This window comes from Achromobacter animicus, from assembly GCF_040775605.1.
GTDB classification, from domain to species: Bacteria; Pseudomonadota; Gammaproteobacteria; order Burkholderiales; family Burkholderiaceae_B; genus Achromobacter; species Achromobacter animicus.
The window spans coordinates 5,877,682-5,894,570 of record NZ_JAYGJK010000001.1 but is presented as its reverse complement, the minus strand read 5'-3'; the positions used below and the strand labels follow the sequence as shown (position 1 = coordinate 5,894,570).

Sequence of the window (16,889 nt, the reverse complement as noted above, 5' to 3'; positions counted from 1 at the left end):
CCTCGGTGACGCAGGCTTAGACGCGGTCGATGATCTTCTCGCCGAACAGCCCTTGCGGACGGAACAGCAGGAACACCAGCGCCAGCACGTAGGCGAACCAGATTTCGATGCCGCCTCCCACCAGCGACCCCAGATAGACCTCGGACAGCTTTTCCCCCACGCCGATGATGAGGCCGCCCAGAATGGCGCCAGGCACCGACGTCAACCCCCCCAGGATCACCACCGGCAGCGCGCGCAGCGCGGCGGTGGACAGCGTGAACTGCACGCCGAACTTCGATCCCCAGATGATCCCCGCCACCAGCGCCACCAGCCCGGCCACGCTCCACACGATCACCCAGATGCGGTTCAGCGGAATGCCGATCGACTGCGCGGCCTGGTGGTCGTCGGCCACGGCCCGCAGCGCGCGGCCAGTCGAGGTGTATTGGAAGAACAGCGCCAGCGTCGCCACCAGCAGCGCGGCAATGACCGCCGCGGTCAGGTCTTCAAGGTTGATGAGCAGCCCCCCTTCGAACACCGAGTCCAGGATCATCAGCGGATCCTTGGGCATGCCGACGTTGATGGAGTAGACCGAGCTGCCGAACGTGATCTGGCCGAGGCCGTCCAGGAAATAGCTGATGCCCAGCGTGGCCATCAGCAGCGTCGTGGCTTCCTGGTTGACCAGGTGGCGCAGCACGAAGCGTTCGATCGCCACCGCCAGCAGGAACATCACGATGGCGCTGACAATGAACGCCAGCACGTTGGCCAGGATCATGTTGTCAAAGCCCAGCCAGCGCGGCAGCCATTCCGAGAAGCGCGCCATAGACAGCGCCGCCACCAGCACCATCGCGCCCTGTGCGAAGTTGAAGACGCCGGACGCCTTGAAGATCAGCACGAAGCCCAGGCCGATCAGCGCGTACAACATGCCGCTCATCAGGCCGCCGAATAAGGTCTCTAGAAAAAATCCCATGTCTTTCCGCCTTGGTTGTCCGGCTTAGTGCGACACGCCGAGATAGGCGCGGATGACGTCTTCATTCGCCCGAACTTCGTCGGGTTTGCCGTCGCCGATCTTCTTGCCGTAGTCCAGCACCACGACGCGATCCGAGATGTCCATGACCACGCCCATGTCGTGCTCGATCAGCACGATGGTCGTGCCGAACTCATCGTTCACATCCAGGATGAAGCGGCTCATGTCCTGCTTTTCCTCGATGTTCATCCCGGCCATCGGCTCGTCCAGCAGCAGCAGGCGCGGCTCCATCGCCAGCGCGCGACCCAGGTCGACGCGCTTTTGCAGGCCGTAAGGCAGACGGCCCACCGGCGTCTTGCGATAGGCCTGGATTTCCAGGAAGTCGATGATGTTCTCGACAAACTCGCGGTGCTGCATCTCTTCGCGCTCGGCCGGCCCCAGGCGGAACGCCTGCGCCAGCAGGCCACTCTTCATGCGCAGGTTGCGGCCCGTCATGATGTTGTCCAGAACGCTCATGCCCTTGAACAGCGCCAGGTTCTGGAACGTGCGCGCGATGCCCATTTCAGCGGCGCGGCGCGGGTTCATGCGCGAAAACCGCTCGCCGCGGAATGCGATGCCGCCTTGCTGCGGCGTGTACACGCCATTGATGACGTTGAGCATCGAGCTCTTCCCCGCGCCGTTGGGTCCGATGATGGCGCGGATCTCGTGCTCGCGCACGTTGAAGGAAATATCGGTCAGCGCCTTCACGCCGCCGAAAGACAGGGAGATGTTCTGCATGTCCAGCATGACATCGCCGATACGCTGGTCGCGGTCGTTATGGCTCATGTTCTTTACGCGGCTCGGGCGGTGATGGCGGGAAACGTCTTGACCGGATGGATCCGCAGATCCGCCGAAATCTTGCCGGTGCGTCCGTCTTCGAATTTCACTTCGGTCTCGATGAACTGCGACTGCTTGCCGCCAAAGAGCGCGTCGATCAGCACGCCGTACTTCTGCGCGATGAAGGCGCGGCGCACCTTGCGCGTGCGGGTCAGCTCGTCGTCGTCCGGGTCCAGTTCCTTGTGCAGGATCAGGAAACGGCTGACCTGCGACGCAGCCAGCTTCGGATCGGTCGCGAGATCCGCGTTGACCTGCTCGACGCACTCGGCGATCAGCTGATAGACCTCGTCCTTGCCCGCCAGGTCGGTGTAGCCGGCATAGGGCAAACCGCGGCGTTCGGCCCAGTTGCCCACGGCTTCCAGGTCGATATTGATGAACGCGCAAACGTCTTCGCGGTTGGCGCCGAACGCCACCGCTTCCTTGATGTGCTGGAAGAACTTGAGCTTGTTCTCGATGTACTTGGGCGCAAACAGGCTGCCGTTGGCCAGCTTGCCCACGTCCTTGGCGCGATCGATGATCTTGAGCTGACCGTCGGTATCCAGATAGCCCGCGTCGCCCGTGTGGAACCAGCCGTCGGCGCTGCGCGCTTCGGCCGTGGCGTCGGGATTGCGGTAGTACTCCTTGAAGAGCCCCGGGCTCTTGACCAGGATCTCGCCGTTGTCGGCCACGCGAATCTCCACGCCCGCCACCGGCGGTCCGACGGTGTCGTCGCGAACCTGGCCATCGGGCTGCACGCAGACGAACACCGAGGTTTCGGTGGAGCCGTACAGCTGCTTCAGGTTGATGCCGATGGAGCGGTAGAACACAAAGAGGTCCGGACCGATGGCTTCGCCGGCCGTGTACGCCACGCGCACGCGGCTCATGCCCAGCGCGTTGCGCAGCGGACCGTAGATCAGCACGTTGCCCACCGCGTAGCGCATGCGGTCCCAGGCGTTGACGGATTCACCGTCCAGGATCTTCGTGCCAACGCGGCGCGCCAGCTTCATGCACGCCGCGAACAGCTTGCGCTTGAGATAGCCCGCGTCCTCCATGCGGATCATCACATGGGTCAGCAGACCTTCCAGCACGCGCGGCGGCGCGAAGTAATAGGTGGGGCCGATATCGCGCATGTCGATCGACACGGTGTCGGGCGACTCGGGATGATTCACCGTGAAGCCCGTGACCAGCAACTGCGTGTACGAGAACATGTTCTGCCCGATCCAGGCGGGCGGCAGATAGGCCAGCACGTCTTCCTGGTCGGTCAGCTTTTCCATTTCCGACACGGCGCGCGCGCGGTCGATGAGCGCATGGTGCGTCAGCACCACGCCCTTCGGTTTGCCCGTCGTGCCGGACGTATAGAACATGGCCGCGGCGTCGTGCGGCTGCACGGCAGCGACGGCGCGCGCGTAGAAGTCGGGATGCTTGGCGGCATATTCGCTGCCCAGCGCTTCCAGTTGCTCATACGACAGCAGCATGGGATCGGCGTAATGGCGCAGGCCGCGCGGGTCGTCGAACACGACATGCTTGAGCGCCGGGCACTGTTCGCGCACTTCGATCATCTTGTCGACCTGCTCCTGGTCCTCGACGATCGCAACGCTGATCTCCGCATCCTGCAGCACGTAAACCATTTCCTGCGCGACCGCGTCCTGATAGAGCGGAACCGGAATGGCGCCGAGCGATTGCGCGGCCATCATGGCCATATAGAGACGCGGGCGGTTTTCACCGATGACGGCGATGTGCATGCCGGGCTGAATGCCGAGCGATGCAAGACCCTGCGCGACGTGACGGACATGCTCCGCCACTTCGGACCAGGTCAGGGTTTGCCAGATCCCCAGGTCTTTCTCTCGTATCGCGGGCCGCGACCCACGAACGTTGGCATGCGCGAGCAGCAGCGCCGGAAAGGTGTCCGGCGCCGCCGGCACCTGTGCAGATGCGGGCGATGAATGTGCCACGTTGTCTCCTCCGGTTTGGGCGCATCGCGCGCAGTGCCTGCAATGGAAGCGGCGGTTGCGGCGGTGTGCTTGACCAGTTGGTTTTAGATTTACGGCAGGAGTTAAGGTATAAGGTTGGGTTGCTACCAACTGTCACCATCGCGACATTCAAGGGCCTTTTAGGGTATTCCCGATGCAGCTATCCGACTCCCTGCAACTCGCCGCCGCCTGGTTCCGCGTGCTCAACGCCGAACAGCAAGCGCGCGTGGAGCGGGACCTTTCCGTGCAGCAGGTCGTTGCCGGATCGATCATAGAGCGCAAAGGCGAACTCGCCCAGGCTTGGATCGGCGTACTGGCGGGACTGGTGAAGGTGTCGGTGGGCAATTCGGAAGGCAAGGTCGCATCGCTGACGGGCGTGCCCGCCGGGGGCTGGATCGGCGAGGGCTCGCTGCTGAAACGCGAGGTCCGCAAGTACGACATCGTGGCGCTGCGCGATTCAGTGGTGGCGCGCCTGCCGGGCACGACGTTCGACTGGTTGCTGGATACCAGTATTCCGTTCAACCGGTATCTGCTGCATCAATTGAACGAGCGCGTGGCGCAGTTCATCGGCAAGGCGGAGTACGACCGTCTGCTCGATCCCGATGCGCGCGTGGCCCGCTGTCTGGCCGAGCTCTTCAACCCTTTGCTGTATCCGGGCATGGGGATGCGACTGACGATTACACAGGAAGAAGTCGGCTATCTGGCCCGGGTGTCACGCCAGCGTGCGAACCAGGCGCTGCGCAAGCTGGAGGAGGCGGGGCTGCTGAACGTGGAATACGGGGCGGTTCGGGTGCTGGACCTGGACGGGCTGAAGCAATACGGCTCGGACCGCGGCGCGGTGGAAGCGGAGCAGGCGGCGTAATCGTTATCAGGACCTAAAAAAAGTGTTGACGATAAATCGCGCGCTATTTAATATCGCACCATGAAATCCCGAAACAAGACCAAAGCCGCATTCAATCCGCTGCTGCTGGACAGCCAGTTGTGCTTCGCCTTGTACTCGACCTCGCTGGCGATGAACAAGGTGTACCGCAAACTGCTGAGCGGGCTGGACCTGACGTACCCGCAATACCTGGTGATGCTGGTGCTGTGGGAAGGCGACGAAATTACGGTGACGGATATCGGCAGCCGCCTGTTTCTGGATTCGGCCACGCTGACGCCGCTGCTTAAACGCCTGGAGGCCGCGGGCCTGGTGACGCGCAAGCGCGCCGTGAGCGACGAGCGCCAGGTGATCGTGGGTCTGACGAAACAGGGCCGCGATCTGCGCGAAAAGGCCGAAGCGGTGCCGCACGCGGTTGGCGCGGCAGCGCAGTGTTCGCTGGACGAAGCGCAGGGCATGACGAAGATGCTGCACGCGCTGCGGGAGAAGCTGGCCGGAAGTCTTTGAGGTTGTGGGTGATGACTGTCATCATCCGGTTTTATAAATAGCGCACGATATTGTTGTTCACGATTTAAACTCTTAAGCAAGTCGCAAGTTCATCGTTGACCGCCAACCCGGGAAGGGTCCCGTAAGGCAAGCAGTACAAACTTTCATTCAAAGGAACCACACCATGTCGATCGAAAAAGTCCTCTACCGCGCCAACGCCACCGCCACCGGAGGCCGTGAAGGCCGTGGCGTCAGCGACGACGGCAACCTTGACGTCAAGCTGACCACCCCCCGCGAACTGGGCGGCGCCGGCGCAGCAGGCACGAACCCGGAACAACTGTTCGCCGTCGGCTACTCGGCCTGCTTCCTGGGCGCCATGAAGTTCGTCGCCAACCGCGACAAGATCGCGATCCCGGCGGACGTGTCGGTAAACGGCATCGTCGGCATCGGCGCGATTCCGACGGGTTTTGGCATCGAAGCGGAACTGAAGATCTCGCTGCCGGGCTTGGACCGCGCTGAGGCCGAAAAGCTGGTCGCGGCCGCACACATCGTGTGCCCGTACTCGAACGCAACGCGCGGCAACATTGATGTGACGTTGACGATCATCTGAGGGTGACGTCGCATTGATCAATGTGACGTGAGAGTGGGCCTCGCAGGTGAAGACTGATTTGGTCGGATGCCTGCGAGGCCCATTTCCTTTTGCCGCGCCACGAAGCTCTTCGTAGGTCGCCCGACGCCGCGGTCACCGTGGGCACGATCGCCCACGATTGCGGTCCGGAGCCTTCGCTCCGGACTCCCCCTTCCTCATCCTCGTCCTCGCCTGCGGCGACTCCTACGGATTCCGTCGGGCGCATCGACGGCGCTCGCGCCCACGGTGACCGCGACGCCGTGCTACGAGGGTCTTTGGTACGCGGCGCTTCAAGACCTGTGTTCAGGGTAGGAGATCTGCGAGGCCGCCGAATTGCTGCCGCCCGGGCGGCGGCAATCGGCATCGGAGCCGTGGGTCGTCGGTGCGGCGTGCGCTTGCGCGCTTGCGGAGAGCGGCTTGCGAATGACGCTCGTCAGTGTCAGACACCCAACGTTGACATAGGCAAGAACCCGACCACATCGCAGCCACACGCGAAGCGTCATCGCTCCGACGCAAGACGCCGCGTAAGCCCCCGAAGGCCGCCCGCGCGGCCGCCGCGGGCGGGCCCCGCAAGATCTTTCTCTCTCCCCCCACCGTGGGCAAGAACCTAAAGAACTCGACTCACCCCGCCGCCGGTAAAGCTGAAACCACACGAGCCCGTCGCAGCGGGGGCCTGGGTGCGCGGGGCGTGTAGATGCGCCCGACGGAATCCGAAGGCAGCCGCCGTAGGCGGCAACGAGGATGAGGACGGGGCAGTCCGGAGCGAAGGCTCCGGACCGCAATCGTAGCCCCGCGCACCCAGGCCCCCGCTGCGGCGGGCGTCTAAAGAACCCACCTCACCGCTAGCCGACCAATCGTCACCCTCAATGCCCCCCACCCAAATAAGCCGCCACCACAGCCGGATCATGCTTCAACTTCTCCGCACTCCCATGCACAGAAATCCGCCCGTTTTCCAGCACATACCCATAATCCGCCACATTCAACGCCGCCGCCGCGAACTGCTCCACCAGCAGCATCGTCACGCCTTCCTCCTTGAGCCGCGCAATGATCCGGAACACCTCTTCAACCAGAATCGGCGCCAGTCCCATCGAAGGCTCGTCCAGCAGCACCAATTCCGGATTCAACATCACCGCACGCGCCATCGCCAGCATCTGCTGCTCACCGCCTGACAGCGTCCCCGCCAGCTGATCCCGCCGTTCCTTCAGCCGAGGGAACAGATCCATCGCCCGCCCCAGATCAGCTTGAACGTCACCCTTAGGCCGGCTACCCGTCAGACGCGGAAACGCACCCAGCAGCAGATTGTCGGTCACTGACAGCGTAGGAAACACCCGGCGCCCCTCCGGCGAATGCGCCAGCCCCAACCGCGCGATGCGATGTGACTCCATCCCATCAATCCGCTTGCTACCCAGCGTGATCTCCCCCGCAGTCGGCCGGATCATCCCCGACAGCGCCCGCATCGTCGTCGTCTTCCCAGCCCCGTTCGAGCCGATCAACGTCACCACCTTGGCTTTCGGCACTTCCATGCTGATGCCGTGCAGCACCTTCACCTTCCCGTAGCCTGCTTCCAGATTCTTGATCGATAGCATCTTCTTGTCCCCTTGGCGTCAGGCGGGCGCGCCGCCCAGATACGCCTCGATCACCTTGGCGTTGCTTTGCACTTCGTTAGGCAGGCCCTCGGCGATCTTCTGGCCGAAGTCCAGCACCGACACCGTGTCGCACACCCCCATCACCACGTCCATGTGGTGCTCGATGAGGATCAGCGTGATGCCGTGGTCGCGCACCTTGCGGATGATCGCCAGCAGTTCCACGATGTCAGGCGCCGTCAGGCCTGCCGCCGGTTCGTCCAGCAGCAGCAGTTGCGGATCCAGCGCCAGTGCGCGGGCGATCTCCAGGAGGCGCTGCTTGCCGTAGGGCAGGTTGCGCGCCTCTTCGCTGGCCAGCGATTCCAGGCCGACGAACTCCAGCAGCGCCATGGCCCGTGCCCGTGCGCCCTGTTCCTCGGTCTTCCACTTGGGCGTGCGCAGCGCGATGCCGGCCAGACCCGTCGTGAACGTGTGATGCAGGCCCACCAGCACGTTCTCCAGCGCGGTCATTTCGCCGAAGAGTTGCACGTTCTGGAACGTGCGCGCGATGCCGGCTTCGGCGATGTCCGCGGGCGGAAGGCCGACGAGCGACTTGCCCCCGAACTCCACCGCGCCGGCCGTGGGCACGTAGATGCCGGTCAGCACGTTCATCATCGTGCTCTTGCCGGAACCGTTGGGTCCGATGAGCCCGTGGATGGTGCCGCGCTTGACGGTCAGGTCCACCTCGTTCAGGGCTTTCAGGCCGCCGAACTGCATCAGCAAGTTCTTGGCTGCGAGCAGGGTCTCGCCCTTGCCCGCCACCGCGTCCGGCACGGCGTCCTGTTCCTTCACCAGGTCTTTCTTGACGGCCAGGGCCGCGCGGCGCGTGGAGAAGAACAGGTTGCGAACGAAGCCCACGATGCCGTCGGGCAGGTAGTACACGACGAACAGGATCATCGCGCCGAAAATGGTCAGGCGCCAATCGGTGACGGCGTCCAGCCAGTACGAGAAGATGGCCAGCACGATCGTGCCGATCACCGGCACCGCGACCTTGCGCGGCTCGGTGCGGCCCTTGGAGATGGCCACGACGCTGCCCACCGTCACCAGGATCGCCACCGCCAGCGCGATCAGGCGGAAGGTGCCGATGTCGTCCAGCATCTTGGGCAGCAGCACGATGATCGAGGCGCCCAGCAGCGCGCCGGTGCGGCTCTTGCGGCCGCCCATGATGATGGCCAGCAGGAACAGGATCGTCAGTTCGAAGTTGTACGTGTTCGGCGAAATGTACTGTTCCGAATACGAGTACAGCGCGCCCGCCAGGCCGGCAAAGCCGGCGCTGATGACGAAGGCGATCACCTTGTGCCGGTACACCGACACGCCCATGCAGTCGGATGCGATGGGGCTGTCGCGCAAGGCTTCGAAAGAGCGGCCCAGGTGCGACTTCAAGATCCGGTGCACCACGATCAGCGAGATCACCAGCAGCGCGGCGACCAGCCAGAAGTATTCGGCCTTGGTCAGCACGTGGCCGGCGATGGACGGCTTGGTGACCTTGATGCCCAGCGGGCCTTCGGTCAGGAAGGTCATCTCGTTGATCAGAATCTGGATGATCGTGCCGAAGGCCAGCGTCACCATCGCCAGATAGGGGCCGGTGACGCGCAGCGCCGGCAGCGCCAGCACTGCGCCAAAGGCGGCGGCGATGACGATGGCGGCGGGCAGTGTCAGCCAGATGGGAATCTGCAGATGAAAGACCAGCACGCCGGCCACGTACGAGCCGATGCCGAACAAGCCGGCGTGGCCCAGCGACACCTGGCCGGTGTAGCCCACCACGATATCGAGCCCGAACAGCAGGATCGAATAGATCATGATGGTTTCAATCAGGTGCAGGTAATACGTGTTGGTCACGCCCAGCGGCACGGCGGCCAGGCAGGCCACGGCCACGATGGATAGGAGAAGATGCAGGGGTTTCATCGCTTACACCTTCTTGATCGCGGTCTTGCCGAACAGGCCGGCGGGCTTGAAGGTCAAAACGAGCAGCAGCAATACCAATCCCGGCACGTCTTTGTATCCCGTTGATAGATAGAAACCGGTGGTCGTTTCGGCGATCCCCAGGATCAGCCCGCCCACCACGACGCCCATCCCGCTGGACAGGCCGCCAATGATCGCGACGGCAAATGCCTTCAGGCCCAGCACGGCGCCCATCGTGGCGCCCGTCAGCGTCAGCGGCGCGACCAGTACGCCGGCAAACGCCGCAGTCAGCGACGACAGTGCGTACGAGAACGTGATGACCATGCCGGTGTTGATGCCCATCAGGCCGGCCGCGTCGCGGTCGTTGGACGTGGCGACGAAGGCTTTGCCGTAGATGGATTTGCGGTTGAAGATTTCCACCAGAATCATCATGCCCAGCGCGCCGAACACCACCAGCAGCTCCATCGGCAGCACGTTGGCGCCCAGCACCTGAATCGGCGCCTCGGGCAGCGGCGAGGGAAAGCGCAGGTCGTCGCGGCCCCAGATGTTTTCGGCCACGTTCTTGAAGATGATGCCCAGCGCAATGGTGGCCATGATCCAGCCGAATTCCGATCGCGTCTTGATGGCGGGCCGCACGCCCACGCGTTCGACCAGCGCGCCCTGCGCGAAGCCGAAGATGCAGACGATGGGAATCATGACCCAGTAGTTCACGCCCAGTCCGACGAGCGTGAGGCCGACGAGCGCACCCAGCATCAGGGCTTCGCCCTGGCCGAAGTTCAAGGTGCCCGATGTGGCGAAGGTGAGCTGGTAGCCGAACGCAATGACCGCATAGATCATGCCTAGCGCGATACCGCTATAGATGAGCTGTAGAAGAATCATGGTGTGTGTCTTGAGGCGCTGTGTTCCGTCCCAACCCCCTTGGGCAGAACGCTGTTTTCAGGCGGCTGCATGCCCCGCGCCCGAAGCTTCAGGCGCGGGCGGCGGCGGCCGGGCAGCCGCCGCCTTCCTGCTTGTCGGGATTTAGTTGGCCTTGATGACCCGGCCGCCCTTGACCTCGCCGATGACCACTTCCTTCGCGGTGATCGCGTCGTGGTTGTCGTGCGAGAAGGGCTTGTTGTAGGTCATCACCACGCCCTCGACCGGGGTCTGCAGGTTTTCCAGTGCTTCGCGCACCTTGGGACCGTCGGTCGAGTTCGCCTGCTTGATGGCCGCGGCCAAGAGGAAGATGGAGTCATAGCCCTGCGCCGCCGACACCGGCGAATCGATGCGGTTGTTCTTGGGCTTGAACTTGGCCAGGTAGGCGTCGATGAACGCCTTGCGCTTGGGCGTGTCCGGGTCCTGGATGAAGGTCTGCGGCATGCGCGCGCCTTCACCGTTGGCGCCGGAGTTGTCGATGTAGTTGGCCATGGACAGCGTCCAGCTGCCGATGATCGGCACCTTCCAGCCCAGCTTGGTCATGCCGTTGGCGACCTGGGCCAGCTCCGGGCCGATACCGTAGGTCAGCACGGCTTCGGCCCCCGCGGCCTTGGCCTTGAGCAGCTGGGCCGTCATGTCGACGTCCTTGATGTTGAACTTCTCGACGGCGACCGGCTTGATGCCCTTGGCGTCCAGGGCCTTTTCCAGGTCCTCGCGGCCGAGCTGGCCGTAGTTGGTGGAGTCGGCCAGGATCGCGACCTTCTTGAAGCCGCGGCGCGTGATCGCTTCTTCCACGATCATCGGGGCCTGGATGCTGTCGTGGGCCGCATTGCGGAACACGTAGTTGTCGGGGTATTCAGGCGCCTTGAACTGATGCGTGATCACGCTGCCGGTGGCCACGTTGTTGAACACCGGGATCTTGGCGTCCTGGTAGAAACGTTGGGAGGCCAATGCGACGCCGGTGTTGATGTAGCCGACGGTGGCGGTCACCTGTTCCTTGTTGATCAGTTCCTGCGCGATCTGTACGCCGCGCTCGTTCTTGGCTTCGTCATCGCGTTCGACCGCGACGAGCTGACGGCCCATCACGCCGCCGTTCTTGTTGATCTCTTCAATGGCAAGGCGAACGCCGTCGCGCATGCTGACGCCCATGGAGGACGATCCGCCCGTGTAGGGGCCGGCCACGCCGATCTTGATGGGGTCGGCGGCGTGGGACGCGGCCGATAGGGCAAATGCAAGGGTTCCTGCAAGCAGCTTCAAACGAAAATCCATGGATGTCTCCGTTGTAATTGGGTGAACTGCGTGGAAAGCCGTGTGCTGGCGCCAATCGGCGGATGGTGTTTTGTTGGCGCGCTCCTTTGTTGCGTGTCGTGACTGTCTGCTTAATCGCTTACGCGAATCTGACCCGGCGGTGCTTTTCCGCGTAAATACCTAGTGCGGATGCAAGGTTCCTTTCAGCTTGCTGAATGCTGTGAGTGGAATGGGCGGTGAGATGGGCGTGCGTCGGTGTTGCGTTCGCAATGCGTCCGCTTCCGCTTGTCCACACAGCGTGTCTCCGGGACGGGCGCAGTCACGCTGGCCGCATCCTAGCGATCAGGGTGCGGCGTCGTGCGGAAATTCATTCCGCAGATAACTGGAAATTTATTCCTGACCGGCCTGCGGCCCGCATGGCCATTGGGCTGCGCGTTTGCAGACCTCGGCGAGCCATAGGGAAAACGCCTGGGCCGCGCCGCCCGGTGTGCGTGTGGCTTCGGTGCACAGGTAGTACTGCGACTCGCCGGGGATCTCCACATCCAGCACGCGAACGAGCTTGCCTTCGTCCAGCCACTCGGCGGCCAGCGATCGGCGAGTCAGCGCCACGCCCTGGCCGGCGCGCGCCGCGGCGAGCATCATGCCCAGGTCTACCAGCCACACGCCGCGCGACGGCTCGGGCCAGTCCAGGCCAGCCGCCGCCAGCCACGGACGCCAGGGTTCCATCGGGCAACGCAAGAGGTCGGCGCGCGCCAAATCGGCGGGCCGCTTGAACGGGCCGCGCGCCGCTTGATAACTCGGTGCGCACACCGCGAACACCGGATCGTGCGTGAGCGGATGCGCATGAAGGCCGGGATATTTGCCGCTGCCAAAGCGGATCCAGACGTCGGCGTTGGGGGGCATGATGTCCAGGTAGGGAATGGACAGCATGATTTCAAGTTCGACACCGGGGTTTGCCGCGGTGAAACCGGGCAGGGCAGGAATCAGCACCTGCCGGGCGAATGTCGGCGTGGACACGACGCGCAGCGTTTCCAGCTTGGGTTCGTTGCGCTTGTGCAGCGAGGCGTCGGACAGCAGATCGAGCGCCGTACGCACCTGTTCCAGGTACTCGCGTCCGGCCGCGCTCAGCGTCGCGCCGCGGCTGCTTCGAATGAACAGCGTGACATCCAGCAGGGTTTCCAGCGAGGCGATGCGCTTGCCGATGGCGCTGGCGGTGACGAAGAGTTCTTCGCTCGCCCGCTCGAAGGAACCCAGCCGCGCGGCCGCTTCGAACGCCTGGATGGCGGCAAGCGGCGGCAGGCGCACGTCTTTGGAAGGCGAAGGTCCACGCATGGCGCGTTGGCGGGCCGGCCCGGCGCCCGACAGAAAGTGGTGAGGCGCCGATTATAAAAGTGCCGGCGCGGGCACGCCGTGCCCGTACTGGCGCAGCACCTGGGCAATCTCCACCCGGTATCCGTCCAGCCATTGCGACTGCGCGGCCTTGGCCTGCTGATGCGCCGGATGCCGGATCAGCGCGTCCAACGCTTCAAGCGATTGCCAGTAATAGACATTGGCGAACAACCCGCGCGTGGTGTCTTCCCAGGATTCTTCCCCCAGGTAGCCCGGCATCGCGCGCGCCGCCTCTGCGATGCGCTGGTCGAGGCGGTGGAATGCGTCGTCGAACTGCTTTATGGCGAAGATGAACGTGGAGGTGTACATGGCGAGGCTCAGACGCCCTTCAGCGCCAGGCTGATCGCCAAACCAGCCATGACCACGGCGATGATGCCGTCCAGCGCGCGCCAGGCCGACGCGCTGGCAAAGAAGGGTGCAAAGAGCCGCGATCCGATGCCCAGTACCGCCAGCCACAGCAGGCTGGCGGTGAAAGCGCCGGCGGCGAAGGCCATGCGGGCGTCTTCGAAGCCGTGCGCCAGCGAGCCGACCACCACCATGTCCAGCCAGAAGTGCGGGTTCAGCAGCGAGAAACCCAGCGCGCCCAGCATGGCGGCGCGGCGCGACGGCACCACGTCGCGGGCGGCGGCCAGACCCCCCGTGGCGGTCCAGGCGCGGCGCGCGGATTGCGCGGCGTACCAGGTCAGGAACGCCACGCCGAACCACAGCACGGCGGTCGTCAGCCAGGGGAACCACGCGGTCAGCGCCTGCAGGCCGGACACGCTGGCAAAGATGAAGACCGCGTCGATCAGCGCGCAGATGGCGACGACGCTCAAGAGATGCGCGCGCATGAGGCCCTGGCGCAGGATGAACGCGCTTTGCGCGCCCACGACGGCAAAGAGGCCCAGGCCCGTGGCCGTGCCGCTGGCCCAGGCGGTAAGAAAGGCGGGGGATGACAAGGTGGCAAACATGGAAAAAATACCTGTGACTGCAACGCCTGTGGCGGCGCTTTGATGGGTGGCCGAATGCTGAGAGCGATCGGCAATGCGCCATTTTCCCTTGCCATATATATGAAATACAGCTAATTTTCCTTCACTATATTAAGTATTTCTAATCTGATGAAAATCGATCACGGTAACCTGCGCGCCCTGGCCGCAGTGGTGCGCGAAGGGAGTTTCGAGCGCGCGGCGCTGTCGCTCAGCGTTACGCCGTCGGCGGTGTCGCAACGGATCAAGGCGTTGGAAGACCGGATGGGCCGGCTGCTGGTCCAACGCACGGTGCCGGCCGCCGCCACGGCAGACGGACAGGTGCTGGTGCAACTGGCCGAGCAGACCGCCTTGCTGGAACACGACGCGCTGAACCGGCTGGGCGTGGCCGACGACGACGTGCCCCACGCCAGCATCCCCATCGCGGTCAACCACGACAGCCTGGAAACCTGGTTCGTCGACGCCGCCCTGCAATTCGCGGCGCGCACCCGCGCCACGCTGGACATGCTGTCCGAAGACCAGGATCACACGGCCGCGCTGCTGCGCAACGGCTCCGTGTTGGGCGCCGTGACCACGCTGGCCGATCCGGTGCAGGGCTGCCGCATCCACGCGTTGGGCAGCATGCGCTACGTGGCCACCTGCACGCCGGACTTCCACAAGCGCTACTTCGCCTCGGGCGTCAACGCGCAGACGCTGGCTCAGGCGCCCGTTCTGGTCTTCAACCGCAAGGACGCGCTGCAGGCGCGGTTTGCGCACAAGATCGCCGACCCCGCGCCGTGGGAGCCGCCGGTCTGGTGGGTGCCGTCCACGCGCGCCTTCGTGCAGGCCACGCTGGGCGGACTGGGCTGGACCATGAACCCGCTGCCGCTCGTGCAGGAACATCTTGATGCCGGTCAACTCGTTCTGCTGCGCGGCCGGGCGTGGGAGGACGTGCCGCTCTACTGGCAGCATTGGCGGGTAAACTCCGAGGCCATGGAAGCCTTGACCGACTCGGTGCTGTCAGCCGCCCGCAGCCTGGTCAGGCGCCGCTAACGTCTCAGGAGGACACCCATGAACATCCGCAAGTTTGCCGTTGTTGCCGCGATCGGCCTGTGCACCGCCGGTTCGGCGTGGGCCAAGGACTACAAGGTCGGCCAGGTCGAAGTCGACGATCTCTGGGTCCGCGCCTCGGCGCCCGGACAGGCCAACGGTGCGGGGTACATGGATATCGACAACGATGCCAAGGCGCCGGACCGTCTGCTGTCGGTCTCGTCGGATGCCGCCGAACGCGTCGAACTGCACACCGTGCAGACCGAAAACGGCGTCTCCAAGATGCGTCAGGTCGAAGGCGGCATCGCGCTGCCCGCCGATACCGAGGTCAAGCTCAGCCCGGGCGGCTATCACGTCATGTTCATCAAGCTGAAGGCGCCGTTCAAGGATGGCGCCACTGTGCCCGCCACGCTCAAGTTCGAAAAGGCAGGCGAAGTGGCGGTGGAGTTCAAGGTCAAGCCGGCCTCGCACAATCCCGGCATGAGCCACGATCACGGCGCGATGAAGCACTGATCTTTGCGCCACCCCGCCAGGCTGCGCGCTTTTTAAAGGCGCAGGCGCGGGCCCATCCGCGGCCCGCCATCGCCGCAATGCAAAAGGCCGACTCATCCGAGTCGGCCTTTTGCATGCCGGGCCCGCGCGTTGTCGCGCGCGCTTCAGCGGGCGGCGATCAATACAGCCCTTGCTGACGCATGGCGTCCGCGACCTTGACGAAGCCGGCAATGTTGGCGCCGTCCAGGTAGTTCACGTACTCGCGCTCCGAATGGCCGTGGCGCACGCAGTTTTCGTGGATGTCGCGCATGATGGCATGCAGGCGGGTGTCCACTTCCTCGCGGGTCCACGACAGGCGGGCCGAGTTCTGGGCCATTTCCAGGCCCGACACGGCGACGCCGCCGGCGTTGCTGGCCTTGCCCGGCGCGTACAGCACGCGCGCGGCGATGAAGGCCTTGGCGGCGTCCAGCGTGGCGGGCATGTTGGCGCCTTCGGCAACCGCCAGCACGCCGTTCTTGATCAGCGTCTGGGCGTCCGACAGCTCCAGCTCATTCTGCGTGGCGCAGGGCAGGGCGACGTCGACGGGCACGTGCCACGGGCGCTTGCCGGCTTCGTACTGCAGGCCGAACTGGCGGGCGTAGGTGTCCAGGCGGCCGCGCAGGTCATTCTTGATGTGCATCAGCGCCACAAGCTTCTCGTGGTTGAAGCCGGCTTCGTCGACCACGGTGCCGTTCGAATCCGACACGGTGATGACGCGCGCGCCCAGCGCCATGGCCTTCTCGATGGCGTACTGCGCCACGTTGCCCGAGCCCGACACGGACACGCGCATGCCGTCGAACGACTTGCCCACGCGCTTGAGCATTTCTTCGGCGAAGTAGACGGTGCCGTAGCCGGTGGCTTCGGGGCGGATCAGGCTGCCGCCGAAGGTCAGGCCCTTGCCGGTGAAGACGCTGGCGGTCGAGTTGGACAGCTTTTTCATCATGCCGGCCATGAAGCCGACTTCACGCGCGCCCACGCCGATATCGCCGGCGGGCACGTCGGTGTCCGGACCCAGGTGGCGATACAACTCGATCATCAGCGCCTGGCAGAAGCGCATGACTTCGGCGTCGGACTTGCCCTTGGGATCGAAGTCGGAACCGCCCTTGCCGCCGCCCATGGGCAGCGTGGTCAGCGAATTCTTCAGGGTCTGTTCGAAGGCGAGGAATTTCAGGATCGACAGGTTCACCGACGGGTGAAAGCGCATGCCGCCCTTGAAGGGCCCGATTGCGGAGCTGTGCTGGATGCGGAAGCCGCGGTTGACCTGGGCGCGGCCCTGATCGTCGGTCCAGCAGATGCGGAACTGGATGACGCGTTCCGGTTCGACCAGGCGTTCCAGCAGAGCGTGCTCGGCATAGTGGGGATGCTTCTCGACGAAGGGCCACAAGCTGAGCATCACCTCCTGGACGGCTTGCATGAATTCGGGTTGCTGCGGGTCGCGCGCGGCGACGCCACGCAGGAAGTCGTCCAGACTCTGCACTTTCACCATGATCTCCTCGGGGGTGCTTCGAATAGGTGCGGAAATTGCGCCA

16 protein-coding genes are annotated in these 16,889 nt (G+C 64.3%); 5 read left to right on the top strand and 11 right to left on the bottom strand.

Translation table 11 applies throughout. The features are described 5' to 3' along the window. Positions 1 to 16: 16 nt before the first annotated feature. From AB3147_RS26935 to AB3147_RS26925, 3 genes are read right to left on the bottom strand one after another with little or no spacing between them, the layout of a single operon-like run. Positions 17 to 946, bottom strand: coding sequence for a branched-chain amino acid ABC transporter permease (locus AB3147_RS26935; protein ID WP_063955103.1), 930 nt, complete (start codon positions 944 to 946; stop codon positions 17 to 19). A 24-nt stretch (positions 947 to 970) separates the two neighbouring features. Beyond that, a complete protein-coding gene (locus tag AB3147_RS26930) occupies positions 971 to 1,768 on the bottom strand; it encodes an ABC transporter ATP-binding protein (RefSeq protein WP_056560369.1) in 798 nt (265 codons plus the stop codon). 5 nt (positions 1,769 to 1,773) lie between these two features. After that, complete coding sequence (locus tag AB3147_RS26925) at positions 1,774 to 3,750, bottom strand: AMP-dependent synthetase/ligase (RefSeq protein ID WP_367353422.1); 1,977 nt, start codon at positions 3,748 to 3,750, stop codon at positions 1,774 to 1,776. 172 nt (positions 3,751 to 3,922) lie between these two features. Between AB3147_RS26925 and AB3147_RS26920 the strand changes: the two genes are divergently transcribed. The 3 genes from AB3147_RS26920 to AB3147_RS26910 all read left to right on the top strand — a co-directional run bounded on the left by AB3147_RS26920 (position 3,923) and on the right by AB3147_RS26910 (position 5,741). Next, positions 3,923 to 4,630, top strand: coding sequence for a Crp/Fnr family transcriptional regulator (locus AB3147_RS26920; protein ID WP_175124978.1), 708 nt, complete (start codon positions 3,923 to 3,925; stop codon positions 4,628 to 4,630). Positions 4,631 to 4,690: 60 nt separating this feature from the next. Continuing rightward, a complete protein-coding gene (locus tag AB3147_RS26915) occupies positions 4,691 to 5,152 on the top strand; it encodes a MarR family winged helix-turn-helix transcriptional regulator (RefSeq protein ID WP_367353421.1) in 462 nt (153 codons plus the stop codon). Between the two features lie 163 nt (positions 5,153 to 5,315). Continuing rightward, positions 5,316 to 5,741, top strand: a complete 426-nt coding sequence (locus tag AB3147_RS26910; RefSeq protein WP_191579564.1) for an organic hydroperoxide resistance protein — start codon at positions 5,316 to 5,318, stop codon at positions 5,739 to 5,741. Positions 5,742 to 6,622: 881 nt separating this feature from the next. Here the strand turns inward: AB3147_RS26910 and AB3147_RS26905 are convergent. From AB3147_RS26905 to AB3147_RS26875, 7 genes are all read right to left on the bottom strand, one after another. Beyond that, positions 6,623 to 7,345: an ABC transporter ATP-binding protein gene (locus AB3147_RS26905; protein ID WP_056560356.1), complete on the bottom strand. Its 723-nt coding sequence runs from the start codon at positions 7,343 to 7,345 to the stop codon at positions 6,623 to 6,625. Between the two features lie 18 nt (positions 7,346 to 7,363). Next, complete coding sequence (locus tag AB3147_RS26900) at positions 7,364 to 9,286, bottom strand: ABC transporter permease subunit (protein WP_367353420.1); 1,923 nt, start codon at positions 9,284 to 9,286, stop codon at positions 7,364 to 7,366. A 3-nt stretch (positions 9,287 to 9,289) separates the two neighbouring features. After that, entirely contained in the window at positions 9,290 to 10,162 is an 873-nt protein-coding gene (locus AB3147_RS26895; RefSeq protein ID WP_006216335.1) for a branched-chain amino acid ABC transporter permease, read from the bottom strand. A gap of 141 nt (positions 10,163 to 10,303) precedes the next feature. Then, positions 10,304 to 11,467, bottom strand: coding sequence for an ABC transporter substrate-binding protein (locus AB3147_RS26890; protein WP_367353419.1), 1,164 nt, complete (start codon positions 11,465 to 11,467; stop codon positions 10,304 to 10,306). 369 nt (positions 11,468 to 11,836) lie between these two features. Then, entirely contained in the window at positions 11,837 to 12,778 is a 942-nt protein-coding gene (locus tag AB3147_RS26885; protein ID WP_175124982.1) for a LysR substrate-binding domain-containing protein, read from the bottom strand. A gap of 51 nt (positions 12,779 to 12,829) precedes the next feature. Then, on the bottom strand, positions 12,830 to 13,144 hold the full coding sequence (locus tag AB3147_RS26880; protein ID WP_175124983.1) for an antibiotic biosynthesis monooxygenase family protein: 315 nt from the start codon (positions 13,142 to 13,144) through the stop codon (positions 12,830 to 12,832). A gap of 8 nt (positions 13,145 to 13,152) precedes the next feature. Then, entirely contained in the window at positions 13,153 to 13,785 is a 633-nt protein-coding gene (locus AB3147_RS26875; RefSeq protein ID WP_175124984.1) for a LysE/ArgO family amino acid transporter, read from the bottom strand. Positions 13,786 to 13,932: 147 nt separating this feature from the next. On the opposite strand from AB3147_RS26875, the gene AB3147_RS26870 reads away from it, so the two are divergent. Then, entirely contained in the window at positions 13,933 to 14,832 is a 900-nt protein-coding gene (locus AB3147_RS26870) for a LysR family transcriptional regulator ArgP (protein WP_056560345.1), read from the top strand. A gap of 18 nt (positions 14,833 to 14,850) precedes the next feature. Next, entirely contained in the window at positions 14,851 to 15,342 is a 492-nt protein-coding gene (locus AB3147_RS26865) for a copper chaperone PCu(A)C (RefSeq protein WP_175124985.1), read from the top strand. Positions 15,343 to 15,499: 157 nt separating this feature from the next. Here AB3147_RS26865 and gdhA read toward each other — a convergent pair whose 3' ends face one another. After that, complete coding sequence (gdhA, locus tag AB3147_RS26860) at positions 15,500 to 16,846, bottom strand: NADP-specific glutamate dehydrogenase (protein WP_105241110.1); 1,347 nt, start codon at positions 16,844 to 16,846, stop codon at positions 15,500 to 15,502. Between the last annotated feature and the right edge of the window lie 43 nt (positions 16,847 to 16,889).

Coding starts and splice junctions, on each gene's coding strand:
- AB3147_RS26935 (WP_063955103.1), bottom strand. CDS start 946: ATGGGATTTTTTCTAGAGACCTTATTCGGCGGCCTGATGAGCGGCATG.
- AB3147_RS26930 (WP_056560369.1), bottom strand. CDS start 1,768: ATGAGCCATAACGACCGCGACCAGCGTATCGGCGATGTCATGCTGGAC.
- AB3147_RS26920 (WP_175124978.1), top strand. CDS start 3,923: ATGCAGCTATCCGACTCCCTGCAACTCGCCGCCGCCTGGTTCCGCGTG.
- AB3147_RS26915 (WP_367353421.1), top strand. CDS start 4,691: ATGAAATCCCGAAACAAGACCAAAGCCGCATTCAATCCGCTGCTGCTG.
- AB3147_RS26910 (WP_191579564.1), top strand. CDS start 5,316: ATGTCGATCGAAAAAGTCCTCTACCGCGCCAACGCCACCGCCACCGGA.
- AB3147_RS26905 (WP_056560356.1), bottom strand. CDS start 7,345: ATGCTATCGATCAAGAATCTGGAAGCAGGCTACGGGAAGGTGAAGGTG.
- AB3147_RS26900 (WP_367353420.1), bottom strand. CDS start 9,286: ATGAAACCCCTGCATCTTCTCCTATCCATCGTGGCCGTGGCCTGCCTG.
- AB3147_RS26895 (WP_006216335.1), bottom strand. CDS start 10,162: ATGATTCTTCTACAGCTCATCTATAGCGGTATCGCGCTAGGCATGATC.
- AB3147_RS26890 (WP_367353419.1), bottom strand. CDS start 11,467: ATGGATTTTCGTTTGAAGCTGCTTGCAGGAACCCTTGCATTTGCCCTA.
- AB3147_RS26885 (WP_175124982.1), bottom strand. CDS start 12,778: ATGCGTGGACCTTCGCCTTCCAAAGACGTGCGCCTGCCGCCGCTTGCC.
- AB3147_RS26880 (WP_175124983.1), bottom strand. CDS start 13,144: ATGTACACCTCCACGTTCATCTTCGCCATAAAGCAGTTCGACGACGCA.
- AB3147_RS26875 (WP_175124984.1), bottom strand. CDS start 13,785: ATGTTTGCCACCTTGTCATCCCCCGCCTTTCTTACCGCCTGGGCCAGC.
- AB3147_RS26870 (WP_056560345.1), top strand. CDS start 13,933: ATGAAAATCGATCACGGTAACCTGCGCGCCCTGGCCGCAGTGGTGCGC.
- AB3147_RS26865 (WP_175124985.1), top strand. CDS start 14,851: ATGAACATCCGCAAGTTTGCCGTTGTTGCCGCGATCGGCCTGTGCACC.
- gdhA (WP_105241110.1), bottom strand. CDS start 16,846: ATGGTGAAAGTGCAGAGTCTGGACGACTTCCTGCGTGGCGTCGCCGCG.